Below are 22,466 nucleotides of genomic sequence, written 5' to 3'. Positions count from 1 at the left end.
CATTGGCCTGCCGCGCTTCCTGGACGGCAACATGGCAGGCATGTCTCTGCCTGCCCCGACCCTGACCACGGCCCGCCTGCGTCTGCGTCCAATCGAGGACGCAGACGCGGATGGGCTACTGCTACGCCACCGCCTCGTGGGGCCACGGCTACGGCACGGAAGCCGCGAGAGCCCTGCTGCAGTGGACCTTTGCCACGCTGGACCTGAATCGGGTCCAGGCCGAGGCCGACACCCGGAACGCGGCCTCGGCCCGCATCCTGGAGAAGCTCGGATTCGTCCGGGAAGGGACGTTGCGGGAGGACTGCATCGTGAACGGCGAGGTTTCGGACTCGTGGGTCTACGGCCTGCTCAGCCGCGACTGGCAGCGAAACGAAGGAGCGAGCGAGCAGCGGCTACGCGGGGGAACTAACTGACGCGGACCACGAGCTTCCCGACCGCTTCGCCGTCTTCCATGATGCGGTGGGCCTCGGCGATCTCGTCCAGCGCGAACACCCGGTCGATCCGGACCGGGAGTTTGCCTGCGGCAACCAAATCGACGTAGCGCTGGAAGGCTTCGGTGGGGAGGTCGCTGCGTTCGCCGCTGTAGGCGGTCAGGCGGACGCCGTTGGGCAGGTAGCCGATCGGGTAGAAGTCCGGGATGGTCCAGGCGTCGCTGAGCATGCCGGTGAAGCAGACGGTTCCTTGCACGGCCGTGGCCTTCAAGGTGTCGGGGAGCACGTTGGTGCCGACCAGTTCCAGCGCCGCGTCGACGCCGGCCGGGACGATCTCCCGCACCTGGGCGGCAATGTTGCCGTCGTCAACCAATGGGTGGTCGACGCCCAGGTCGCGCAGCAGGTCGAGGCGCTTCGGGTTGCGGGTGGTGGAGAAGACGGTCAGGCCCTGCTCCTTGGCCAGGACCGCGGCGGCGACTCCGACGGACGACGTACCGCCGCGGATCAGGATGCTCTGCCCTGGCCGGATGCCCAGGCCGGTGTGCAGTGAACCGTGGGCTGTCTGCAACATCTCCGGCAGGGCGCCGAGCGTGGCCCAGTCGAGGTCGGTCGTCACCGGGACGACAGAAGCAGCCGGTACGACGGTGTACTCCGCGTACCCGCCGTCGTAGCTGCGGCCCATCCCGCCCATCATCGCGACCACCTGCCGGCCGGGCTCGAACTCGCCACCCGGGGCGAGGTCCACCGTGCCGGTCGCCTCGATGCCCGGGATGATCGGGAAAGTGGCGTCGGAGGCCATCCCCGCGCGGAGGTGGTACTCGGACCGGTTCAGGCCGAACGCCTCGACCTTGATCCTGATCCAGCCCTCGCGGGGCTCCGGCCGCTCGACGGTGCTGACCGTCAGCGATTCCGGCGGCCCCGGTTGTTTCAGCACGACTGCTCGCATCCGCGTCACCGGCTCAGTGTGACTCACCCCGGCCACAGGTCCGGGATCGCCGACCGCAGGGTGAAACCGGCGGTCCTTCTCGACGGCTTTCGCTGCATTGTCCGAGTACGGTTGCGGGAAAGGCGAGATTCGGTTGATCAAATTCTCCAATCGTCCAAAAAATCGTTCACCGAGGCCTCAGGACCGGATTCCCGCGCGTAATCGTTGCCCGACCGGTGGGCGCGCCTGCGCGAGTGCGTCCCGAGACGGCATGCCAGAGTTGTCGTCATGGCGAAACGCCCCAGCGTGGTGGCCCACCGTGGCTCCAGCGAAGTGAGTCCCGAGCACACGCTGGCGGCGTACCGCCGGGCCGTCGAGGCCGGAGCGGACGGGCTGGAGTGTGACATCAGGCTGACCGCGGACGGGCATCTGGTCTGTGTGCACGACCGCCGGATCGACCGCACCTCCAACGGGCGCGGTGTGCTGTCCACGATGAGCCTGGAGGAGCTGGACGGCTTCGACTGGGGATCGTGGAAGAACCCGTGGGCGGAGCTCGACGAGGAGGCCGAGCTGCCGGACCCGGACCTGACCAAGGTGCTCACGCTGGAGCGGCTGCTGGAGACGGTTCACGACGCCGGCCGGCCGCTCGAGCTGGCGATCGAGACCAAACACCCCACCCGGTACGCCGGACTGGTGGAGCGCCGGCTGATCGAGATGCTCGACCGCTTCGGCTGGGCGCATCCGCGGATCGGCTCGGAGTCCCCGGTGCGGGTGATGAGCTTCTCCTGGCTCTCCCTGCGCCGGATGCGCGTTCTGGCGCCGGGCCTGCGCACGGTGCTGCTGATGGACCGGGTGCCGCTGCGTTTCCGCGACGGCTCGCTGCCGACCGGGGTCTCGTACGCCGGTCCGAGCCTGGAGATCGTCACCGCCCACCCGGAGTACGTCGATCGCGCCCACAAGCACGGCCACCAGGTGCATGTCTGGACCGTCAACACCGAGCAGGACGTCCGGCACTGCCAGAGCATCGGCGTGGACGCGTTGATCAGCGACCGCCCCGAGCTGGCCATCCAGACGCTCGCGAGTCCGCTGCCCACCTCGCCCGCGCTGCCGATTCAGCCGCAGCGCCGCAAGTTGCACCTGCCGCTGCGCCGGTCCTCACCGCCGCAATGAGCCGCTCGTTCGAGCGGCGTCCCTGGAACGCGGAGCGTTAGTGAACTGCGTCTCACTTTGGTCGATCTGTGTGACGAAGTGAATGCAAGCGGTGATTAGGACGTTCGATTCCGTCGATTTCGTCTCGAAAGTTCCGTCAATCGTGTGATCTTCGGCGTCGCTGTGTAACGGAATACCTGCAAGGGTTTTCATGGCCCCGATCGGGGGCAGAAGTGGGAGTGTTGTTCCGACCTGAGGAGACCTGGTTGTCCTCTGCGACCCTGCCCGCCGACGTCAGCGTTGTGGACGTCGTACTGCCGCACGAAGTGTCCGCCGTGGCGGACGCCCGCCGCCGTCTGGCCGGCTACCTCAAGCGGCACCGGGTCGCCGCCAACGTGAGTGACGACGCTCAACTGGTCCTGTCGGAGCTGCTCTCCAACGCGATCCGGTACGCGCCGGCCCTGCCCGGTGGCGAGGTCCGGGCCGCCTGGTGGATCGACAAGGCCGGCATCCACCTGGAGGTCGTCGACGGCTGCGGCGACACCGAGCCGCAGCGGATCACCGGCGCCCATCCCGAATCCGTCGGCGGCCGTGGTCTGGCCATCGTCGACATGCTCACCGCAGAGTGGGGCGTCCGGACCGTCAGCCACCGCCGGACCGTGTACGCCGTCGTACCGCGCTGACGCGGGTAGGTGACCGGCGGCCGGATGCTGCCAGACTGCGGGGTATGGGAAAGAAGTCGCGCAACCGCGCCAAGAACACCACGACCGTCACGCTGGATCCGGCCGACCTGACCGACGTCGGCCCGCGCGAGCCCTGCCCGTGCGGATCGGGGAAGCGGTTCAAGCAGTGCCACGGCCGTGAGCAGGCGCAGGCGGCGGACAGTTTCGTGGTCCGCCCGTTCGAGGGCCTGCCGTCCGAGTGCGACCTGATCGCCTTCCGTGAGATCGTCCCGGCCGGTACGGCGGAGCTGACGCTGGCCGGCGAGCACCAGGGCAAGAAGGTCAACCTGGTCACCCTGCTGCCGATGGCGATGCCCGGCCTGGTGCGTGACGACGAGACGATCTGGATCGGCCTGCAGACGCATGCCTCCTCCGGCGACCCGAGCCGCGACGTCGCGCACGCCATCACCGCGGCGCTGAAAACCGAGCCGGGCAACCCGATCCAGCTCGGCGACCTGCTCAAGGACGGACCGCGACTGCAGGACCTGGTCGACGCCGGCGAGCCGATCACCGTGAAGGTGCACGACGGTTTCGACTACTGGGTCGGCGAGAACGTCGAAGACCCGACCGGTGAGGTGGCGGCCGGACTGGAGCGCGCGAACGCGGCGGCTGCTCCGACCGTCCGGCTGGAGTCGGTCGAGGCGGCGTACTGGACCCAGATCGGCGACCGTCGCTACCTGCGCTGGGTGCTGCCGCACGCCGAGGACACGCTGCTCGACGCGCTGGCCCGGCTGCACGCGGCCGGCTCGTCCTCGCTGACCGAGGGCAGCCGCCTGATCGGCTCGTTCCGTGCGCTCGGCGTGCTCGCGCCGGTGTGGGAGCTCCCGGCCGACGCCGAGGCCGCCGACCTGGAGAAGCCGGCTGCCGAGTTCGCGGTCGCGCTCGACCAGGCGCTGGCCACCGAGGCCGCGCTGACCACCGAAGAGCGGGCCGCCCGCGCCGGTCTGGCCAGCCGGCAGCTGACGATCCGCTAGGACAGCAAAAGCCCCCGCACTCGAGGAGTGCGGGGGCCTTTTCACGTGGACGGCCCAAGTCCTGCTGACGGGGGAGCAACAGGGCCTGGGCCTAGGCACGAAGAATACTCATAACCGGCCCTGCCGACAACCCCCGATTTCGCTCGGCGCGTCGGGCCGGGTAGTTGCTTCGTCAGCCACCTTCGCGGGTGCGGCATCGCTGCCACATTCAGGCCTCGGTCAGGCGGTCGTCAGCGGATCCCGCAGGACCGGGCACGACATGCAACGGGGGCCGCCGCGACCGGAACCGAGCTCGGAACCGGAGATCCGGATGACCTCGATCCCGGACTCCTCCAGCCGCTGGTTGGTCTCCTCGGTGCGCTCGTAGGCGATGCAGACCCGCGGAGCCAGCGCGAGGGTGTTGTTGCCGTCGTCCCACTGCTCGCGCTCGGCGGTGACCGGGTCCAGGCCGGTGTCGATCCGGCGCAACGTGTCGATGCCGAGCGCCTTGGCCGCGGCCACCAGGAACGGCTCGGACTCCGCGACATGCAGCTCGTCGCCCTCGGCGGTGACGGCCAGCGCGCGCATCTCCTCGGCCATGTTCGGATACATCAGTACGGCATCCACGTCGACCATCGTGCAGACCGTGTCGAGGTGCATCGTGGCGCGCTGCTGCGCGATCGGTACGGCCAGCACCGTGTGCGCCAGCCCCTTCGCGAACACCCGCCGGGCCAGTCGCTCGACGCCGGCCGGCGTGGTCCGCTCGCCGACTCCCACAGCCAGTACGCCGGGCCCGAGGGCGAGCACGTCGCCGCCTTCGACGTGTTCCAGGCTGTGGTCGTAGACCTTCTCCGCCCCGGCGAAACGGGGGTGAAAGGTGTAGATCAGCTCGGTCAGCTGCGACTCGCGGACCCGGGCCGGCATCGCCAGCGAGGTGACGGCGACGTGGTCACGGATCCACAGGCTCGAGTCGCGGGTGAACAGCAGGTTCGGCAGCGGATCGATCAGGAAGTCCTCGTGCGCGAGTAGGGAGGTGACCAGACCGCCGGCCCGCACCTCGTCGTTCCGCACGCCGGCCATCAGGGCCTCGGCCAGCTCCTGCGGGTCGAGCGCGGTCAGTGCGGTCTGGAGGTAGTCGCGCAGGGTGTCGCCGAGCCGGAGGTCCTCGGTCGCGCCGGCCACCGCCTCGGCGCGGGCGGCCGGATCACCGAGCGCCTGGGCGAGCAGTTCGTGCAGGTAGAGCACCTCGACGTCGCGGTCCCGGAGCACCTGCGCGAAGGCGTCGTGCTCCTCCTGCGCGCGGCCGACCCAGGGAAGGCCGTCGAAGAGCAGCTTGTCGTTGTTGCGCGGGGTGAGTCGGCGGAGCTCGTTGCCCGGCCGGTGAAGCATCACCGTCCGCAGTGGCCCGACCTCGCTGTCGACGCCGTACGCCTCAGTCATCTGCGTGCCCTCTCGTCCGGATCCGGTTTCCACCAAGCTACGGCAGCCCTGGCGTCGGTGCCGGAGGCTGCTGTGATTCTGTCTGATTGTCCGACAATCTTGGCAGAACTCCAACTCGGTCGCGCGGCCGGCCCAATCCGCCGAAAGAACGAGATATCCACAGAGCCCGGGGACGGAGGCGGGGGATCGGCCGCCGAACAACTAGGCTGCGGTGCTGTGTCCGGTACTGATCTGCCTCCCGTCGAGCCCGCTCAGGGCTCCGTCGCGTGCGTGATCCCGGCCAAGGACGAGGCCGAGCGGATCGTCGCCACGGTCGACGCGGTGCGCAAGATCACCGGCGTGGACCTGGTCGTGGTCGTCGACGACGGCTCGACCGACGGCACCGCCGAGGTCGCCGAGCGGGCCGGCGCGGTCGTCGTCCGGCATCCGCGCAACCGCGGCAAGGCGGCGGCGATGGAGACCGGAGCGGCTGCGGTCGCGGAGCGCGATGGCGCGCGAGCGAGGCACCTGCTGTTCCTGGACGCCGACCTGGCCGACTCCGCCGCGGGCGCCGAGCCGTTGATCGAGCCGGTCCTGGCGGGTCGCGCCGACATGACCATCGGAACGCTGCCGGCTCAGGTCCGGCCGGACGGTAGCAAGGCCGGCGGCCACGGTTTCGTCGTCCGGCTGGCTCGGGCCGGAATCGAGCAGGCCACCGGCTGGGCGCCGGAGCAGCCGCTGTCCGGGCAGCGCTGCCTGACCCGAGTTGCCTTCGAGGCCGCGCTCCCGCTGGCCCGGGGTTTCGGCGTCGAGGCCGCGCTGAGCATCGACCTCGGCCGCAAGGGTTTCCGCATCGTCGAGGTCCCGATCGACGTCCGGCACCGGGCGACCGGCACCGACTGGCGGGGGCAGTTGCATCGCGGCCGCCAGTTCCTGCACGTCCGCCGGGCGCTCGCGGCGCGCAGCGCGTTGCCGGCTCGCGGCGGCAGGCCGGCGCGATGAGTACCGACAAGACGAGCAGCGCCGGGACGGGCGATGTTGAGGTGGTCGCGGGTTCGCCGACGGCCGATCGGGACGGCAAGCGGGCGGTCGGGCTCTACCTGGCTTCCACCGCCCTGATGGTCGCCGCCGGGCTGCTCGGGCCGTCCGTGGTGGTTCTCACGCTGACCAACCGGCACGCCTGGCTGCCGTCGTACTGGTTCGACGCGAAGCCGAACGACTGGCTCGTGACGATGATGATCTACGTCGCGATCCTGCTCGGTGGCTACGGCGTCTTCCTGGCCGCCCGGGCGATCAAGAACGGCTGGGCCCCGCGGGTCCAGCGATTAGTTGCCCTAGGCATCGGTACGACGGCCGCCGTCACGCTGGTGCCGCCGATGGCGTCCGGCGACGTGCTGATCTACGCGGCGTACGGGCGGATCATGTCGCTCGGCGGCAACCCGTACACGACCGCCCCGGCCGACACCATCCGGCTCGGCTACGACCCGGTGATCGCGGCGACCGAGCGGCCGTGGCAGGGCGCGAAGAGCGTCTACGGCCCGATCGCGACCTGGATCCAGTGGTTCTCGTCCTGGGTCGGCGGCGACTCGATGCAGCTCACCGTCTGGATGCTGCAGCTGTCCGTCGCGGTCAGCCTGATCGTCTCCGGACTTCTGCTGATGAAGCTGGTCGGCCCCGACCTGGTCGCCCGCCGCCGGGTCGCGATGCTGGCCCTCGGCAACCCGCTGCTGCTGTGGACCGTGCTGGCCGGCGCGCACAACGACTCGATCGCGGTGATGTTCGCGATCATCGCGCTGGTGCTGTTCCGCCGGCATCTGTTCTGGGCCGGCGTCATGCTCGGCGTCGCGGGCTGCACGAAACTCTCGATCGGTCTGGTCGGCGTCGCGATGCTCTGGTCGCTGCGCGCCGACCGGCGCAAGGCGATCACCTTCTGCCTCGGCGCCGGCGTCGCGATGGTCGGCCTGTACGCCGTGGTCGGCGTGCAGGCGCTGCAACAGGCCCGGTCGAACAGCGCGTACATCTCCACCGGTACGCCGCACAAGGTGCTGCTGAGCTTCTTCACCCTCTTCCTGCCCAACGGCCTGGTCCGCACCGTGATCGCGATCGCCGCCTGGGCCGGGCTGATCGTGGTGGCGATCCTGCTGTCCCAGGTGTTCCCGAAGTCGCTCGTCCCCCGGACCCATCCGGACGACCACACGCCCGAGGCGATCCGCTACACCGCGATCTACGGGATCGCCTGGATCGTCACCGCGATGTACTCGCTGCCCTGGTACGACGTGATCGCCTGGGTCGCGCTGGCGGCGGTGGCCGCGTCGAAGGTGGACAAGTGGATGGTCATCCGGACCACCATGATCGCGATCGCCTACGTTCCCGGCCGGGATCCGAACGCGCGGCAGGTCGCGCCGTTCCTGTCGGACTCGCTGGAGTGGTTCAGCACCCGGCTGCGGGACACGATCTGCCCCGCGATCGAGCTCGCCGTACTGGTCGGGCTGATCGTCTGGGCCCGGCGCAACGGCGCGCAGTGGTGGCCGTACGACTGGCCCCGGCGCAAGGCCGAGCCGAAGACCGAGAAGACCGTCTAGTCTCTGCGGATGCAGAAGCTAGTGGGAGCCGGCGAGTTCCAGCGGGCCGAGCCGAATCATTTCGCGGAGCAGTTGAGGACCGAGTCGTTGTCGGTGGGGACCTACTCGATTCCCGCGGGCGGCGTCGACGACCAGGCGCCGCATCACGAGGACGAGATCTACGTCGTCACCGCCGGCCGGGCCACCATCGTGACGCCCGGCGGCACCGAACCGATCGGGCCGGGTGACGTGCTCTTCGTACCGGCGGAGGAAGAACACCGCTTCACCGAGGTCACCGAGGACCTGGCGCTGCTGGTGTTCTTCGCCCCGCCGTACTCCGGCCGCTGACGGCGCCGCGGATGGCGCCGCGCGTGTCACCGGCCCGGCGTGGCTAGCTCCAGAGGTCGTGACCGGCCGCGATCGCCTTGGCGAGGACGGTCTTGATCGGCTTGCGCAGGACCGCGGCGGCCGCGGCGACGTCGTCGTACTCGGGCTGGACGTTGACCACCTGACCGCCGTACCGGGCGATCTTGACGTGGATGCGCTGCCCGTCGACCTCGACGCTCGCGAATTCACGGTCGGCCGCGTGCTTGCGGACCTGCGACTCGCGCAGACCGATCGCGGAGGTCTCCGACAGGATCACCGAGCGGACCTCCTCGGCGTTCGCGCCGCCGACCAGCACCGACAGGGTGTGCGCCGGGCGACCCTTCTTCATCAGGATCGGGGTCAGCCAGGCGTCGGCCGCGCCGGCCTCCATCAGCCGGGCCAGGACCTGCGGCCAGATCCGCGGGTCGAGGTCGTCGACGTTGGTCTCGTAGACGAGTTCGCTGGCCGGCCGGTCGAGTGCGTCACCGACGATCACGCGGACGATGTTCGGTACCTCGACCGGGTCGCGGCCGCCCGCGCCGACCCCGGTCTGCTGGATCCGCATCGGCGGCAGCAGCCCGTAGTCGTCCGCCAGGGAGGCCAGCAGTGCCGCGCCGGTCGGCGTCGTCATCTCGTACGGCGCTGTGCCGCCGACCACGGGCGCGTCGGCCTCGGACAGCAGCGCGAGCACCGCGGGACCGGGCACCGGAATGCCTCCGTGCTGTCCCCGCACCTGCCGCCCACCACCGAGCGCGATGGTCGAGACGATGACGCGATCGAGCTCCAACGCCACCGAAGCGGCAGCCACCCCGACGATGTCCGCGATCGCGTCCAGCGCCCCGACCTCGTGGAAGTGCACGTCGTCGGGCTCGACGCCATGAGCCTGTCCCTCCGCCCTGGCCAGCCGGGCGAAGGTGTCCAACGCCCGGTCGCGTACGGCGTCAGCCAGTCCCGCGGCCTCGATCAGCCGCCGGACTTCCGCCCAGGTCCGGGTATGCCCACCACTCGCGGCGTCCTCACCATGCCCATGCCCATGGCCGTGCCCAACCCCATCGCCCTCAGCCCCGCCATGCTCGTGCGCTGCTCCGCCGTGCCCAGCCCCGCCGTGCTCATGCCCAGCCCCGCCGTGCGCAGCCCCGCCAACCGCCTGCGCGACTCCGCCTTCCTTCCCCGACGCGGAACCGTCCGGGAAGTTCTCCGGATGCAACTCCCCGGCGACTCTGACCGACGCTTTGGTAGCAGCGATCTGGTGCCGGCTGGTCTGCTCGACCGTGACCGACAGCGACGGATCCACCGCGGCGACCGCCGCGTTGACGACTTCCAGATCAGCTCCGGCCGACAGGAAAGCTCCAAGCAGCATGTCGCCGGAGGCACCGGCCGCGCAGTCGATCCAGGCGACTCTCACTGCGACTTCACCTCCGCCGGCGCCGCGCGTCGCGCCACCCGAGCAGCGAACACCCCGGCCCCGAACCCGTTGTCGATGTTCACCACGGTCACCCCGGGCGCGCAGGAGTTCAGCATCCCCAGCAGCGCCGCCACCCCACCGAACGAGGCGCCGTACCCGACAGAGGTCGGTACGGCGACCAGCGGCACTCCGACGAGTCCGCCCACGACGCTCGGCAACGCGCCTTCCATCCCGGCGACCACGATCAGGCAGTCCGCGGCGTTCAGACGCTCCCGCACGCTCATGATGCGATGCAGCCCCGCCACCCCGACATCGGTGATCAGATCGACGTTCGCCCCGAACACACCGACCGTCGTGGCTGCTTCAGCGGCCACCGGCGCATCCGAAGTACCGGCTGCTACGACCGCCACCGTGCCACGCAGTACCGGGGCAGCCCCGAGCACCGCAGTACGGCCTACCGGGTCGACTATTGCCTGCGGCAGGGCTGCGGAGACGACAGCCTGCGCCTCCTCGCTCAGGCGAGTCGCCAGTACGGCGTGACCCGGGTGGGTCTCGTGCAGGGTCTGCAGCAGCCCGACGATCTGCTCCGGCGTCTTCCCGGCGCCGTAGACCACCTCGGCATCCCCTGTGCGCTCCAGGCGATCCGTGTCGAGGCGTGCGTAGCCGAGGTCATGCACTCCGGGCAGTGGGCCGCCGTCCGGGCTTGAATCAGGCAAATGAGTCACCCCGCGAATCTACGTGGCCCAGCAGCAAACACCCGATTCGGACCCTACCGAGCCCTCGTACCGACACTCAGCGCATGCACTTGACCACGCAGCCATTAGGCTGCGGTGCGTGTCTTCGACGTTAGCCGGTGCTTTCGGGATCGCCGCTCTGTTCGTGGCGGTGCTCGCCCTCGTGTTCGCCATCCAGGCGCTGAGGGCGCAGTCCGGCGTGCCGAAGCCCGCGGCGAAACTCCCAGCCGCCCCGCAACCGCAGCCCCAGGTCCAGTCGGCGCCCCAGCCCGAGGCCAAGCCGGGCACGGTCAAATCGGAGCTCCGGCGGCTGAGCAAGGAGCTCGAGGACGCCCGCAGCGAGCTTCGCGACACCCTCCAGCACCTGGCCGTCGTGCGGTACGACGCCTACGGCGACATGGGCGGTCGGCTCTCCTGGTCGATGGCGCTGCTCGACGACAACGGCGACGGCGTCGTGCTCACCTCGATCAACAGCCGCAACGACGCCCGCTCCTACGCGAAGGAAGTCAAGTCCTTCGAGAGCGAGTCGAAGCTGTCCCCGGAAGAGGGCGAAGCCCTCGAAACCCTCCGCAAAGAGGCTGCCCAACCCCGCCACACCCCCGGTCAGTCCTGACCGAGGCCGTCCGCCGGGTCAGCGGCGCTTGGGGACCCGGACCACCAGCGAGCCGGGCTCGACCTCGGCGGTGAGCGTCCGGCCGGGGCCGATGCCGTCGCCGTCGAGCTGCCGCTGGACGTCGGCCGTCGCCACGACCTCCACCTTGCGGCCGGTGAAGCGCTCCAGATACATCTCCGTGCGTTTGGTCCGCGTCATCACCCGCCAGAACACCAGTGGCCACTGGGTCACCCGGCGAGGAGCGATCACGACGACGTCGATCAGACCGTCGTCGGGGCGGGCGTCCGGGAGCAGCGGGATGTTCGCCTGCAGCATGCCGACGTTGCCGATCACCACGGTGCGGACCCGGCGCTCGACCTGCTCGTCGTCGTCCAGCGTGATCCTGACCCTCACCGACGGGTGGTTGATGTTCTTGGCCGCCGAGACCAGGTACGCCGTCCAGCCGAGCTGCGCCTTGAGGATCGGTGGCGCCCCGGTGATGATCGCCGCGTCCAGCCCGAGCCCCGCCATCACCGCGAAGCGATCGGTGTCGAGCCCGTCACCGGAGACCTTGACCAGGTCGATCCGCCGGTCGCGACCGTCCAGGATGCGCTCCAGCGCGTCGTCCAGATCGAGCGGGATGTGCAGGTTGCGGGCCAGCAGGTTGCCGGTACCGGCCGGGATCACGCCGACCGGGATACCGGTGTTGGCCAGCGCGGCGCAGACCACCCGGACCGTGCCGTCACCGCCCGCGACCAGCACCAGGTCCGACTCGTTCTCGATCGCGCGCTTGGCCATCGTGTTCCCGGCGTCGTCCTGGCGGGTCTCCAGCCAGAGCGGATCGTCGAAGCCGCGGACGGCCAGCGCGCGGGTCACCTTGCGCCGGAACGCCACCCCGTCGCCCACCTTGATCGGGTTGACGATCACCGCCGCGCGAGGCGGCACCGAGGACGCGCTGTGCTCGTCCGCCGCAGTACGCCGCCGCCGGCGCCGCAGCCCCGGCCGCAGCCCGAACCCGATCGACGTCGCGGTCAGGATCGCCAGTCCCAGTGCCCAGCCACCGAGTACGTCGGACACCCAGTGCGCGTTGAGCAGCACCCGGTCGATCGACGCGATCAGGACCACCGCGATCGTCGGCAGGGTCACCAGCAGCCGGAAACGGCGTCGCCAGCCACGGACCGACGGCAGCACCACACCCAGAGCGCCGGCCATCACGAACGCGGCCGTGGCATGCCCGGAAACATAGGACCAGCCGCCGGTCTCGACCAGTACCTGAGCGGGCCGGGACCGGTCGAAGATATGCAGTACCGCCTGCACCAGCCCGAGCTCGGCGCCCGCGGAGACGATCAGCCAGACGGTCAGCAGCCGGGCCCGCCGGTGCCAGAGGTAGGCGGCGACGACCAGGATGACGGCCCGCGAGGTCCAGGGCAGGATCACCGCGCCCGTCACCTGCCAGACGTCGACCATGCTCGGGTGCGCCGCCCCGTACGCCGCCACCCGGGACGCCACCGACTCGTCCCAGCGGCGCAGCGGCGGCCAGCCCCCGAAGACCAGCAGGGTCACCACGGTGAACGGCAGCACCCCCAGCACGACCGTCAGCGCCCGGCCGACGTGAGTGGGTGGGTGATGGTTCATGCCGCCTGATCTCCCCCTCGCAAAGATCGCTGCTGATCCGCTGGTGCCAGCTCATCATCCCGAATAGACTTCGCCGTCGCTGACACGCCCCGATACCCTGCAGGTGTGATCGATGCCAAATTGCTCCGTGAGACCCCCGATGTCGTCCGTGCGTCCCTGACCAAGCGCGGCGAGAGTACCGACCTGGTCGACCAGGTGCTGGCGGCCGACGGTGATCGCCGATCGTCCATCGCGGCGTTCGAGTCGCTGCGGGCGGAGCAGAAGGGCCTCGGCAAGCAGGTCGCGCAGGCCAAGGGCGACGAGCGCACCGCGCTGCTCGAGCGCACCAAGGCGCTGGCCGCCGAGGTGAAGGCCAACGAGGCCGCCGCCACCGAGACCGAGGCGCGCTTCGACGAACTGGCCGGCAAGCTGCCGAACCTGGTCTCCGACCAGGCTCCGGTCGGCGGCGAGAAGGACTTCGTCGTGCTGGAGGAGATCGGCAAGCCGCGCGACTTCGCCGCCGAGGGCTTCGAGCCCCGGGACCACCTCGAGCTGGGCGAGCTGCTCGGCGCGATCGACATGGAGCGCGGCGCGAAGGTGTCCGGCGCCCGGTTCTACTTCCTCAAGGGCGTCGGCGCGCTGCTCCAGCTCGGCATGCTCCAGCTGGCCATCGCCCAGGCGGTCGAGAACGGCTTCACCCCGATGATCACGCCGACCCTGGTCAAGCCCGAGGTGATGGGCGGCACCGGCTACCTGAACGCCCATGACGACGTCTACCGGCTGGAGGAGCCCGAGCTCTACCTGGTCGGTACGTCGGAGGTGCCGCTGGCCGGCTACCACATGGACGAGATCATCGACGTCTCCGCCGGACCCGTCCGGTACGCCGGCTGGTCGTCCTGCTACCGCCGCGAGGCCGGGTCCTACGGGAAGGACACCCGTGGGATCATTCGCGTCCACCAGTTCGACAAGGTGGAGATGTTCTCCTACTGCAACCTGGAGGACGCCGCCGCGGAGCACCAGCGGCTGCTCGGCTGGGAGAAGGAGATGCTGGACAAGATGGAGCTGGCCTACCGGGTGATCGACACCGCCACCGGTGACCTGGGCGCCTCGGCGTACCGGAAGTTCGACTGCGAGGCCTGGGTGCCGACCCAGGGCGCGTACCGCGAACTCACCTCGACGTCGAACTGCACCGACTTCCAGGCCCGCCGGCTGAACATCCGGCACCGCGACGCCGACGGCCGGCCGCGCCCGGTCGCGACGCTGAACGGCACGCTGGCCACCACCCGCTGGCTGGTCGCCATCCTGGAGACCCACCAGCTGGCCGACGGTTCGGTCCGGGTGCCGGCGGCGCTCCGCCCGTACGTCGGCGGCCGCGAGATCCTCGAGCCGGTGGGCAGATGACCCAGGGCTGGCGGCCGGCGGCCGTTGCCCTCGACATCGACGGAACACTGATCGACCACGACGAGCGGGTCTCGCCCGCCGTGGTGGACGCGGTTCGCCGCGCCGCCGCTCAGGTGCCGATCATCCTGTGCACCGGCAGGTCCTGGCAGACCACCAGGCCGGTCGCCGAACTGCTCGGACTGCCGGACGGTTTTGTTGTCTGCAGCAACGGTGCGCGCACGTTGAAGTACCCGTCCGGCGAGGTGGTGGACGAGCGCACCTTCGACCCGACCACGGTGATCGCCTCGGTCCGCGAACACGCGCCGAACGCACGGATGGCGGTCGAGGAGCAGGACGGCAGCTATCTGGTCACCGAGCCTTTCCCGGAAGGGGATCTCGGCGCGGCGGCAACGGTCCGGGTGGTCACCGACGCCGAGCTGGCGCCACAACCGGTGACCCGGCTGATCATCCGGGACCCGGAGCAGTCCGAGAGCGACTTCGTCCAGCTGGCCGAGCGGCTCGGCCTGCACGGGGTCGGCTACTTCGTCGGCTGGACCGCCTGGCTCGACATCGCGCCGGAGGGCGTCGACAAGAGCACCGGGCTGAAGGTGGCGCTGGCGCAGTACGGGCTGGAGGCCGACGGTCTGCTCGCGCTGGGCGACGGGCGCAACGACATCGAGATGCTGGTCTACGCCGGGCTCGGGATCGCGATGGGCGCGGCGCCGGACGAGGTGAAGGCGAAAGCGGACGAGGTGACCAAGTCCGTCACCGACGACGGTGTCGCCGCGGTGCTCAACAGGTATTTCTGAGAATTCACCGATCGAGACGGCCGAAAGCCCGGAACTCCTGCAATCGCAGGGGTTCCGGGCTTTTGCGTTTCTCGCTTCGACGTACTCCGATAGTCCGCTGGCGGGCCGAGTATCAGCGTCAGGCGACGCGGGTGTTGCCAGGACGAGGTGACTGCCGCGGCCGGTCCACCACGGCGTCGAACGCGTCCAGGACGGCGTTCACCTCCGGGCGGGGACGCGGAGCCTTGGTGGCCGGGCTCTGGCCGCGACGGGCCCGGCGCAGATGGCGCTTGACGGTCGACAGCGAGCAACCCAGCCGCATGGCCAGCGATTCCAGGCTGTCGTTCGGGTACTGCGTGCGCAGCCGCAGCACTTCTTCGTGGCTGACCGGCCGGCGCGTCCCCCGAGCGCCGGCGAGCTGGTCGAAGTCGTCCGCCTGGACCTCGACGTCCAGCAGGTTGCGCATAGAGCGTCGCTGCGCGGCCGTGGTGCCGGCCACGAAGCCGCTGACATCATGCTCGGCGACGGCGCTGAACAGGCAGTCGGTGAACATCGGGCAGGACGCGCAGACGGCCTTGGCCTCACGGACCAGCTGGTCGTAGCGTTCCCGGGTCCGCCGCGTCGCCGAAGCCGGCGGCGGCTCTTCCATCAACCGGTGCTGGAAGATGTCCGTGCGTGCAGTGCAGCCCGTCATCGCCCCCTCCACGATGGAAGATGTGTCGACAGCCGCACGAGAGCCGTTGCTCCCTTGCCCCGCTATCTTGGCGCTGTTGACGATCATCATGGCTCCCCAAGTTCCAGGACCCGGGTGAACGAACGATGAATGACGTCCGAACTTCCGAGCCCACTAGCTGATGGACCGATCTGTTGCCGACCCACCCTGGTCGTCCCGGCGCGGGACGCACCGATCCATAACTGTTGACGTTGTGGATGTGGATTTGGTTGCACCCAATTCCACATCGATATGCCGCTGCTGTTTCGTGGGGGTGGGACGCGGCAGAATCGGCCCTGGTTCCCCACTGGCCACCGCATGAAATCACGCGGAAACCCTGCTGGGCATAGGAACTGGCTGCAATTGCAGCTTCCTGCCGTAACGGTCTGGTGACGTTGTTCAATGGTCAATCAGATTGCAGGGAAAACGGTGTCCAAACGCTTGCGCGCGAGCCCCTCGGAGGGGTATGGGCGACAGAGTCGCAGAAAGATACGGTGGTCGGGTGCCGATCCCCGAAGTAGTTCGCCCACCTCGTCTGGTCGCAACCGATCTTGACGGAACCTTAGTACACAGTGATCGTTCGATCTCGCCGCGGACCAGGGCCGCCGTGCTGGCGATCCAGGAAGCCGGCGCCCAGTTCGTCATGGTGACCGCCCGGCCGCCGCGCTGGCTGCACGAGCTGGCCGACCTGGTCGGCGCGCACGGCGTAGCGATCGTTGCCAACGGCGCCATTCTGTACGACGTCGTTCAGCGCAAGGCGATCCGGACCGCGTTGATCGATCCGGCGATCGGTCTGGAGATCGCGCTCGCGATCCGGGCCGCCGTACCGGAGGTCGAGTTCGCGATCGAGCGCGCCGACCGTTACGGACAGGAACCGAGGTATCTCAATCGGTGGCCGACGCCGGACGACACGTTGGTCGCCGAGGTCGAGGAGCTGCTGTCCGAGCCGGCCGCGAAACTGCTGGTCCGCCATCCCGAGTGGCATTCGGACGAGCTGCTGGCGCGGGTCGGCGCGGTGGTCGGCACACGGGTGACGGCCAGCCACAGTGGCGGTCACAGCCTGGTGGAGATCTCGGCGAGCGGAGTCTCGAAGGCGGCGATGCTGGCCGAGTTCGCGGCGGAGCTGGGAATCACGGCGGCCGAGTCGATCGCGTTCGGCGACTCGCTGAACGATCTGCCGATGCTCGCCTGGGCCGGAACGTCGTACGGGATGGGCAACGCGCATCCCGACGTACTGGCGATGGCCGATGTCGTCTGCCCGACGAACGACGAGGACGGTGTCGCCACCGTCCTCGAAGAACTCTTCGGCCTCGACTGAGGTCCTACAGGTACATCCCGCCGCTGCCCGGGCCGTCCGTGGTGCCCGGCTGCGGCGGGCCGGGGAACGGTGAGCCGTCCTCGGGTGACTGCGGCATCTGCTGCTGGCCGCCGGGCAGCGCGCGACGCATTTGCTCCAGCTGCTGGCGTGCGGCCATCTGCTGGGCGAACAAGGCGGTCTGGATGCCGTGGAACAGACCCTCGAGCCAGCCCACCAGCTGCGCCTGCGCGATCCGCAGCTCCGCCTCGGTCGGCGTGCTGTCCTCGGTGAAGTCGAGGCTCAGCCGCTCCAGCTCCTCCACCAGCTCCGGTGCCAGCCCGCTCTCCAGCTCCTTGATCGAAGCCTCGTGGATGGCGCGCAGTTGCTGGCGGGACGCTTCGTCGAGCGGCGCGGCCTTCACCTCGTCGAGCAGTTGGCGGATCATGTTCGCGACCCGCATCACCTTGGCCGGCTGCTCGACCAGCTCGGTCACCGAGCGCGGTTCGTTGTCCCGCTCGTCGCTCCGGTCGCGCGGCGGCCCCTCGACGGCCATACCGTCCGGGCCGACGATCAGGATCTTGCCGTCCTCGGTCTGCGCGCCGGTCATCTGGACTTCCTGGTTCTCGCCGCTGCTCTCGCTCATTGACCCATCCTAGATCCGTAGAGAAACAGGGGCTCAGGAGGTCTTGGAGCGGTGCCTTCGCACTGCGTCACGATTCGCGCACGCAGGGCTGCAGTAGCGCTGGCGCCCGCCCCTGGACAGATCGGCGTACACGTTGTCGCAGCCGTTCGCCGCGCAGCGACCGAGCCGGGAGATGCCTCGTCCCGCGAGGTGCAGCGCCGTACCGGTGCTGATCAGCGTCGCGACCAGGCGTCCGACCGGTACGTCGTCAGGGCGGTAGTGCATGTGCCAGCCGTCGCCGGCGTGGTTGGTGAGCCGAGGATGCTCCGTGTACTTCGCCAGCATGGCGTTCATCAGCCGCACCCGGCTCTGCTCGTCGGGCGCGTCCACGACCTCGAGCCACTCTTCCAGAGCAACCCGCACCGCGGCCAGATCCGCCGCCGTCACGTGTCTGTTCCGCACGAGCCGGCTCTCGACCCCGCTCTCCTCGCAGCGTTCGGCCAGCTCGATCGCGCTGGTGGCGGGATTGGTGGCCAGGTTCACGGCCAGCAGGACCGCGTCGGCGCCGTAAGGGTTGAGATGCACAATGCCATTACAGCACGATGGACTCATGACCACCACGGAAGAAGCACACCGGCACAGCTGGCGGGTCGCCTCGGCGCATCCCGTCAGCGAAGGACTGCTCACCTACCAGCAGTGCGGCTGCGGTCAGTGGCGCGTCACGAGTACGCCGCTGCACCCGATCGCCCATCCCGACCTGGCGCGATCGCCGAGTAGGTGCTAAAGGCAACAAGCTGCAACGGCGTACGGCGTACTGGGGGTTCTAGTCGACCCGGCTGACCATCGGCAGCCGGGACCTGGTCAGCAACCAGGCCAGCAGCCCGGCGAACAACGGCACCACGATCACGATGCCCGCAAGCTCCCGCCAGGGGATCTCGAACTGTGGTGAGCCGAAGGCAGCGTGCGCGGTATAGCCGTAGAGCGCCCCGATTCCCGCGCCGAGCAGGCAACCCAGCTGGCCGAGCACCCAGGCCTGAGCGGCCGCGAGGCTTCGCCGGCGCCGTGGGGGAGCGCCGATAGCGGCCAAGGTCGCGAGGTCTGCGCGCCCCTCCGCCGCAGACAGCGAGACCGAGATCGCGACTCCGAGCAGCGTGACAAGCGATGCCACCCCCATCAGCACGAGGAACGCCAGCCGGGCAGGGCTCTGATATCCCTTCTCGACCTTCACGGAGTCGTCGTGTCCGAGCAGCGTGGCGACCGCCGCGAGTTCGCCCTCGGTGGGTGCCCGCTTCAGCTCGTAGACAGCCCGGAAGGTGGTGACGGTGCCGAGTTTCTTCGCGGCCTCCGTGCTGATCAGGGCCGAGATCGACAACCGCCCGGTCGTCGGCGCCGACGGGACCAGCGCCGCGGGGTGGGGCGTCGTCGACTTCCCTTCCAGGTCGTCGTCGGTGGTCAGCTTGACCGAGCCGCCGGAGATCGCGGCCGTGGACGGCACGACCACCTTGCCGGCCCGCAACGCGGCAGCGGCCTTCGGTCCGTAGCCGGGGAACCGCGCGACGTACGCCGGATCGACGGCCATCAAGGAGTACCCCGACTGCCCCTGCGAGATGGGCGTGAACACCGTCAGCGACGGCGTGTATCCACCGGGGAAGGTCTTCTGGCCCACCCGGGCCACCTGCCCCAGCTCGTAGGTCGCCTTGGTCGGCAGCAGAAAGCCCGTCTTCTCGACGGTGGCAGGCGAATAGGGAACCCCACCGAACTCCAGTACGACGTCGCCGTGGATGCTGTCCGGAACGTAGTCGGCGGACTCGGCCGCGACCGAGTTGGAGACCGCGAAGGCGATCGCCGCCGTCGCTCCGACGGACATCATGATCGCCGCCGCGGCGGGACCCGTACGGTGCCGGTGGCGAGCCGCGTCGCGCAACGCGAGCCGTCCGCTCAACGGCAGGACCCGGGCCAGGCCGGCCAGCTTGGCGACCAGGTTCGGCAGTAGCCACACCAGTCCGATGAGCGCGGCGGTGATCCCGAACAGGACCAGGGCGATCGGCCCGGTCGGCGTCACCGTGGCGCGGTACGACTCGACCTGCTCGGCCACTCGCTGGCGAGCCGCTTCGAGTTCGCCGGACATCCAGATGCTGCCGAGAACAGTGCTGACCACACCGGCGCCGACCAAAACGAGCGCCGGCTTGCGCAGCTTGACCTCCCCGCCCGCCGTCGTGAACCGGCCGCTCAGGGCTGCCATCGGCGCCATCCGGCCCGCGCTGACGGCCGGTACCACCGCCGCGGCCAGCCCGGCCAGCAGTCCCAGCAGCGCGATCGGCAGCAGTTGGAGCCACGGAATCTCGATGCTGGAGATCAGCGTCGAGAACATCCGTTCCCACAACGGCCGGCCGGCGATGGTGGCCACGAGCGCGAGGAGCAGCCCGCCGCCCGCGCCGGTCGCCCCCGCGAAAGCGCCCTGGGCAAGGACGATGCGGCGGATGTCGCGAGGCGTGCCACCGGCCGCGGTGACCAGGCCGAGCTCACGGGTCTGCCGCCGCGCGCCGACCGCGAACGCGGTGCCGGCCAGCAGCACGATCTCGAGTACGCCGAAGCCGATCACCAGCGCCATCACGGCGGTCGCGCCCGCGTCGGTGGTAGGACCGAGGGCAGTCGGCGGCGGGTCGATGATATTTGCTCGGGGCAACAACTCCAGGCCGTTGGCGAGCAGCTGGTCGCTCAGCGCGTCCGCATCGGTGCCGGCCGGCAGATCGGCCAGGTAGACCAGGGAAGTGCTCGAATCGGGGGCCACCAGTGCACTGTCCGGAGTGGCGAAAAGTGCTCGTTCACCGGGCCCGCTGAGGCTGCGCGCCAGCCCGACGACGGCGTACCGCTGATCGTCCGCGGTGGTCACCGCCGCGCCGGCCCGCAACTTGTCGCCGTCGAGCAGGTCCAGGTACTTCGCGAGCGCGGGGGAGATCGCGACCTCGGCCGGCCTGCCGGGCATCTGCCCGCTGTCGAGCTTGAAGGTGCCCGACGCCAGCGGGCTGCGACCGTCACCGGTGAACAGCCGGACGGAGGTATCGGCATGCGGGCCGCGAAGGTCCGCCTTGCCCACCTCGGTCAACCTGCGGGCCGCCGTACTGCCGGCCGGCAGGAGCTGCAGCGGATCGACCTTGCCGGTGTCCCGCTCCCGCTGTTCGGTGCCCGCCAGTGGGCCCGGTGAGCCGGACGACGGGCCGGGGCGTTCCGGCCAGGGATTGAGTTTCCCGTACGCCGACACGGTGAGCTGCGCATCCGCCGTACCGATCGTCTCGCGGGCCAGCGTCTCGCCGGTGGGATTGTCGGCCGCGTTCATCAGCCCGATCCAGGACGCCGCGAAGACCGGTACGCCGATCAGCGCGGCGACGAGCAGAGTCCTCCCCAGGGAACGCCGGGCGGTTCGCCGGGCGATCCGCAGCGGTGGCCGCCAGCCGGCCATCAGTGGGTTTCCAGCAGCACGTCGGCCTCGGGCAGCGGACCCGACTGACCTACCAGGACGCCATCACGCAGGTAGACGACGCGGTCGGCCCAGGCGGCGTGCCGGGCGTCGTGGGTGACCAGGACCCCGGCGATCCCGTGCTGGTCGCAGCGGTCGCGCAGGAGTTGGAGGACGGCTTCGCCGGTCTCCGAGTCGAGGGCTCCGGTCGGCTCGTCGGCGAGCAGGATCCGGCGCTCGCCGACGATCGCGCGGGCGATCGCGACGCGCTGCCGCTGACCGCCGGACATCTCGTCGGGAAATCGGTCGGCCAGCTCGGGGATGGCCACCTCCGTCAGCGCGGCTTCGGCGTACTTGCGGGCGGTCCGGGCCCGGGTGCCGTCCAGCTCGAGCGGCAGCATCACGTTCTCGGCCGCGGTCAGGGCCGGGATCAGGTTGAAGTCCTGGAAGACGTAGCCGATCCGGCGCCGGCGCAGCGCGGCGACCGCCTTGGCGCCGAGCGTGGCCAGGTCGTTGCCGTCGATCAGGATCTCGCCGCTGGTCGGCCGGTCGAGACCGCCGGCGCAGGTCAGCAGGGTGGACTTGCCCGAACCCGACGGGCCCATCACCGCGACCAGTTCGCCGGCGGCCACCGACAGCTCGACGCCACGGAGGGCGTGCACGGCCTGTTCGCCGGTGCCGTGCACGCGGGAGAGGTTGCGGATGTCGAGGATCGCGTTCATCGGTGGGCCTCCGCCTCTAGGTCTGCCTGGTCCTCGAGCTGAGCTGCCGATGCCTGCGCGGCCGGCGTACCGGCCTGGGTGGACCTTCGGTGGCGGGAGAGCATCGCCTCGCAGTGGTCCAGCCAGCGGATCTCCGCCTCGGCGCCGAAGATCATCGACTCGAGCACCAGCAGCCAGGAGATCTCACCGTCGCGGCTGCCGCGCTTGAGTCGCGTCAGTTCCTGCATGGCCCGCATCGTCGAGGCGCGCTGCCGCTGCAGCACCGCCGAGACGTCGATCCCCGGTACGGCGAGCGCCAGCGCGAGCTTGATCGCCAGCTCGTCCCGCGGCCGCGACTCCCGGGTCACCGGGGTCTCGAACCACTTGGTCAGCTCGTCGCGGCCGGCCGCGGTGATCTCGTACAGCGCTCGCCCGTCGTCGTCCTTGCCGGCCGGTCCCGCCTGCACCAGACCGTCGCGTTCGAGCCGGGTCAGGGTGGTGTAGACCTGCCCGATGTTCAGCGGCCAGGTCGAGTTGGTGGCCGCCTCGAACTCGCCGCGCAGTTGGTACCCGTACTTCGGCTCCGTCCGGAGCAACGCCAGCAGACCGTGTTTGATCGACATAGATACTGAGTATGC

Annotated in this window: 23 protein-coding genes; 12 read left to right on the top strand and 11 right to left on the bottom strand. The window is 69.8% G+C overall.

Annotated features, from left to right (window positions below; translation table 11 throughout):
- The first annotated feature begins 110 nt into the window (after positions 1–110).
- Complete coding sequence (locus OX958_RS00485) at positions 111–413, top strand: GNAT family N-acetyltransferase (protein ID WP_270134888.1); 303 nt, start codon at positions 111–113, stop codon at positions 411–413.
- Here the strand turns inward: OX958_RS00485 and OX958_RS00480 are convergent.
- Positions 406–1,377 (bottom strand): zinc-binding dehydrogenase, encoded by a 972-nt coding sequence (locus tag OX958_RS00480; RefSeq protein WP_270139212.1) that lies wholly within the window; start codon positions 1,375–1,377, stop codon positions 406–408. The two genes, OX958_RS00485 and OX958_RS00480, sit on opposite strands and share 8 nt — an antisense overlap.
- A gap of 267 nt (positions 1,378–1,644) precedes the next feature.
- Here OX958_RS00480 and OX958_RS00475 point away from each other — a divergent pair, with 267 nt between their 5' ends.
- The 3 genes from OX958_RS00475 (at position 1,645) to OX958_RS00465 (ending at position 4,201) form a co-directional block, all read left to right on the top strand.
- On the top strand, positions 1,645–2,526 hold the full coding sequence (locus OX958_RS00475) for a glycerophosphodiester phosphodiesterase (RefSeq protein ID WP_270134886.1): 882 nt from the start codon (positions 1,645–1,647) through the stop codon (positions 2,524–2,526).
- A gap of 245 nt (positions 2,527–2,771) precedes the next feature.
- Positions 2,772–3,188, top strand: a complete 417-nt coding sequence (locus OX958_RS00470; protein ID WP_270134885.1) for an ATP-binding protein — start codon at positions 2,772–2,774, stop codon at positions 3,186–3,188.
- Positions 3,189–3,232: 44 nt separating this feature from the next.
- Positions 3,233–4,201, top strand: a complete 969-nt coding sequence (locus OX958_RS00465; RefSeq protein WP_270134884.1) for a DUF5926 family protein — start codon at positions 3,233–3,235, stop codon at positions 4,199–4,201.
- Positions 4,202–4,420: 219 nt separating this feature from the next.
- On the opposite strand, the gene OX958_RS00460 is transcribed toward OX958_RS00465, so the two are convergent.
- Positions 4,421–5,620, bottom strand: a complete 1,200-nt coding sequence (locus tag OX958_RS00460; RefSeq protein WP_270134882.1) for an arginine deiminase — start codon at positions 5,618–5,620, stop codon at positions 4,421–4,423.
- A gap of 216 nt (positions 5,621–5,836) precedes the next feature.
- Here OX958_RS00460 and OX958_RS00455 point away from each other — a divergent pair, with 216 nt between their 5' ends.
- The 3 genes from OX958_RS00455 to OX958_RS00445 are packed head-to-tail and all read left to right on the top strand — an operon-like array spanning position 5,837 to position 8,508.
- The gene (locus OX958_RS00455) at positions 5,837–6,601 is read left to right on the top strand and encodes a glycosyltransferase (RefSeq protein ID WP_270134880.1); all 765 of its coding nucleotides are present in this window, start codon (positions 5,837–5,839) and stop codon (positions 6,599–6,601) included.
- Positions 6,598–8,181 carry a DUF2029 domain-containing protein gene (locus tag OX958_RS00450; RefSeq protein WP_270134879.1) on the top strand — a complete coding sequence of 528 codons (1,584 nt, stop codon included), beginning with the start codon at positions 6,598–6,600 and terminating at the stop codon, positions 8,179–8,181. The genes OX958_RS00455 and OX958_RS00450 overlap by 4 nt, the downstream gene beginning before the upstream one ends.
- A 9-nt stretch (positions 8,182–8,190) precedes the next feature.
- Positions 8,191–8,508 carry a cupin domain-containing protein gene (locus tag OX958_RS00445; RefSeq protein ID WP_270134877.1) on the top strand — a complete coding sequence of 106 codons (318 nt, stop codon included), beginning with the start codon at positions 8,191–8,193 and terminating at the stop codon, positions 8,506–8,508.
- A gap of 43 nt (positions 8,509–8,551) precedes the next feature.
- Here OX958_RS00445 and larC read toward each other — a convergent pair whose 3' ends face one another.
- Together larC and larB are read right to left on the bottom strand one after the other, a co-directional pair.
- Positions 8,552–9,931, bottom strand: a complete 1,380-nt coding sequence (gene larC, locus OX958_RS00440) for a nickel pincer cofactor biosynthesis protein LarC (RefSeq protein ID WP_270134876.1) — start codon at positions 9,929–9,931, stop codon at positions 8,552–8,554.
- Positions 9,928–10,656, bottom strand: a complete 729-nt coding sequence (larB, locus tag OX958_RS00435) for a nickel pincer cofactor biosynthesis protein LarB (protein WP_270134875.1) — start codon at positions 10,654–10,656, stop codon at positions 9,928–9,930. The genes larC and larB overlap by 4 nt, the downstream gene beginning before the upstream one ends.
- A 109-nt stretch (positions 10,657–10,765) precedes the next feature.
- Between larB and OX958_RS00430 the strand changes: the two genes are divergently transcribed.
- Positions 10,766–11,278: a DUF4446 family protein gene (locus OX958_RS00430; RefSeq protein WP_270134874.1), complete on the top strand. Its 513-nt coding sequence runs from the start codon at positions 10,766–10,768 to the stop codon at positions 11,276–11,278.
- An 18-nt stretch (positions 11,279–11,296) separates the two neighbouring features.
- On the opposite strand, the gene OX958_RS00425 is transcribed toward OX958_RS00430, so the two are convergent.
- Positions 11,297–12,892 (bottom strand): diacylglycerol kinase family protein, encoded by a 1,596-nt coding sequence (locus tag OX958_RS00425; RefSeq protein ID WP_270134872.1) that lies wholly within the window; start codon positions 12,890–12,892, stop codon positions 11,297–11,299.
- Between the two features lie 105 nt (positions 12,893–12,997).
- On the opposite strand from OX958_RS00425, the gene serS reads away from it, so the two are divergent.
- Both serS and OX958_RS00415 read left to right on the top strand, forming a co-directional pair.
- Complete coding sequence (gene serS, locus OX958_RS00420; protein ID WP_270134870.1) at positions 12,998–14,272, top strand: serine--tRNA ligase; 1,275 nt, start codon at positions 12,998–13,000, stop codon at positions 14,270–14,272.
- On the top strand, positions 14,269–15,060 hold the full coding sequence (locus OX958_RS00415) for an HAD family hydrolase (RefSeq protein WP_270134869.1): 792 nt from the start codon (positions 14,269–14,271) through the stop codon (positions 15,058–15,060). The genes serS and OX958_RS00415 overlap by 4 nt, the downstream gene beginning before the upstream one ends.
- Positions 15,061–15,178: 118 nt before the next feature.
- Here OX958_RS00415 and OX958_RS00410 read toward each other — a convergent pair whose 3' ends face one another.
- Positions 15,179–15,733: a WhiB family transcriptional regulator gene (locus OX958_RS00410; protein WP_270134867.1), complete on the bottom strand. Its 555-nt coding sequence runs from the start codon at positions 15,731–15,733 to the stop codon at positions 15,179–15,181.
- Between the two features lie 484 nt (positions 15,734–16,217).
- Between OX958_RS00410 and OX958_RS00405 the strand changes: the two genes are divergently transcribed.
- Complete coding sequence (locus tag OX958_RS00405; protein WP_270134865.1) at positions 16,218–17,069, top strand: HAD family hydrolase; 852 nt, start codon at positions 16,218–16,220, stop codon at positions 17,067–17,069.
- Between the two features lie 4 nt (positions 17,070–17,073).
- Here the strand turns inward: OX958_RS00405 and OX958_RS00400 are convergent, their stop codons facing one another.
- Together OX958_RS00400 and OX958_RS00395 are read right to left on the bottom strand one after the other, a co-directional pair.
- The gene (locus OX958_RS00400) at positions 17,074–17,691 is read right to left on the bottom strand and encodes a bacterial proteasome activator family protein (protein ID WP_333486475.1); all 618 of its coding nucleotides are present in this window, start codon (positions 17,689–17,691) and stop codon (positions 17,074–17,076) included.
- A 33-nt stretch (positions 17,692–17,724) separates the two neighbouring features.
- Positions 17,725–18,255, bottom strand: a complete 531-nt coding sequence (locus OX958_RS00395) for a CGNR zinc finger domain-containing protein (RefSeq protein ID WP_270134863.1) — start codon at positions 18,253–18,255, stop codon at positions 17,725–17,727.
- Positions 18,256–18,280: 25 nt separating this feature from the next.
- Between OX958_RS00395 and OX958_RS00390 the strand changes: the two genes are divergently transcribed.
- On the top strand, positions 18,281–18,454 hold the full coding sequence (locus OX958_RS00390; RefSeq protein ID WP_270134861.1) for a hypothetical protein: 174 nt from the start codon (positions 18,281–18,283) through the stop codon (positions 18,452–18,454).
- Positions 18,455–18,493: 39 nt separating this feature from the next.
- Here OX958_RS00390 and OX958_RS00385 read toward each other — a convergent pair whose 3' ends face one another.
- From OX958_RS00385 to OX958_RS00375, 3 genes are read right to left on the bottom strand one after another with little or no spacing between them, the layout of a single operon-like run.
- Complete coding sequence (locus OX958_RS00385; RefSeq protein ID WP_270134860.1) at positions 18,494–21,130, bottom strand: ABC transporter permease; 2,637 nt, start codon at positions 21,128–21,130, stop codon at positions 18,494–18,496.
- Positions 21,130–21,849, bottom strand: a complete 720-nt coding sequence (locus OX958_RS00380) for an ABC transporter ATP-binding protein (protein ID WP_270134858.1) — start codon at positions 21,847–21,849, stop codon at positions 21,130–21,132. Before OX958_RS00380 ends, OX958_RS00385 begins: the two co-directional genes overlap by 1 nt.
- On the bottom strand, positions 21,846–22,451 hold the full coding sequence (locus OX958_RS00375) for a PadR family transcriptional regulator (protein ID WP_270134856.1): 606 nt from the start codon (positions 22,449–22,451) through the stop codon (positions 21,846–21,848). The genes OX958_RS00380 and OX958_RS00375 overlap by 4 nt, the downstream gene beginning before the upstream one ends.
- Positions 22,452–22,466: the final 15 nt, after the last annotated feature.

It is taken from the genome of Kribbella sp. CA-293567 (genome assembly GCF_027627575.1).
In the GTDB taxonomy this organism is placed as follows: domain Bacteria; phylum Actinomycetota; class Actinomycetes; order Propionibacteriales; family Kribbellaceae; genus Kribbella.
Note: the sequence above shows the minus strand (reverse complement) of the source record. Positions and strands in the feature narration are given on the sequence as shown.

Bases quoted from the DNA above. Each gene is read 5' to 3' on its own strand.
- OX958_RS00485 (WP_270134888.1), top strand. From the start codon at position 111: ATGGGCTACTGCTACGCCACCGCCTCGTGGGGCCACGGCTACGGCACG.
- OX958_RS00480 (WP_270139212.1), bottom strand. From the start codon at position 1,377: ATGCGAGCAGTCGTGCTGAAACAACCGGGGCCGCCGGAATCGCTGACG.
- OX958_RS00475 (WP_270134886.1), top strand. From the start codon at position 1,645: ATGGCGAAACGCCCCAGCGTGGTGGCCCACCGTGGCTCCAGCGAAGTG.
- OX958_RS00465 (WP_270134884.1), top strand. From the start codon at position 3,233: ATGGGAAAGAAGTCGCGCAACCGCGCCAAGAACACCACGACCGTCACG.
- OX958_RS00460 (WP_270134882.1), bottom strand. From the start codon at position 5,620: ATGACTGAGGCGTACGGCGTCGACAGCGAGGTCGGGCCACTGCGGACG.
- OX958_RS00450 (WP_270134879.1), top strand. From the start codon at position 6,598: ATGAGTACCGACAAGACGAGCAGCGCCGGGACGGGCGATGTTGAGGTG.
- OX958_RS00445 (WP_270134877.1), top strand. From the start codon at position 8,191: ATGCAGAAGCTAGTGGGAGCCGGCGAGTTCCAGCGGGCCGAGCCGAAT.
- OX958_RS00425 (WP_270134872.1), bottom strand. From the start codon at position 12,892: ATGAACCATCACCCACCCACTCACGTCGGCCGGGCGCTGACGGTCGTG.
- OX958_RS00415 (WP_270134869.1), top strand. From the start codon at position 14,269: ATGACCCAGGGCTGGCGGCCGGCGGCCGTTGCCCTCGACATCGACGGA.
- OX958_RS00410 (WP_270134867.1), bottom strand. From the start codon at position 15,733: ATGACGGGCTGCACTGCACGCACGGACATCTTCCAGCACCGGTTGATG.
- OX958_RS00405 (WP_270134865.1), top strand. From the start codon at position 16,218: ATGGGCGACAGAGTCGCAGAAAGATACGGTGGTCGGGTGCCGATCCCC.
- OX958_RS00400 (WP_333486475.1), bottom strand. From the start codon at position 17,691: ATGAGCGAGAGCAGCGGCGAGAACCAGGAAGTCCAGATGACCGGCGCG.
- OX958_RS00390 (WP_270134861.1), top strand. From the start codon at position 18,281: ATGACCACCACGGAAGAAGCACACCGGCACAGCTGGCGGGTCGCCTCG.
- OX958_RS00385 (WP_270134860.1), bottom strand. From the start codon at position 21,130: ATGGCCGGCTGGCGGCCACCGCTGCGGATCGCCCGGCGAACCGCCCGG.
- OX958_RS00380 (WP_270134858.1), bottom strand. From the start codon at position 21,849: ATGAACGCGATCCTCGACATCCGCAACCTCTCCCGCGTGCACGGCACC.
- OX958_RS00375 (WP_270134856.1), bottom strand. From the start codon at position 22,451: ATGTCGATCAAACACGGTCTGCTGGCGTTGCTCCGGACGGAGCCGAAG.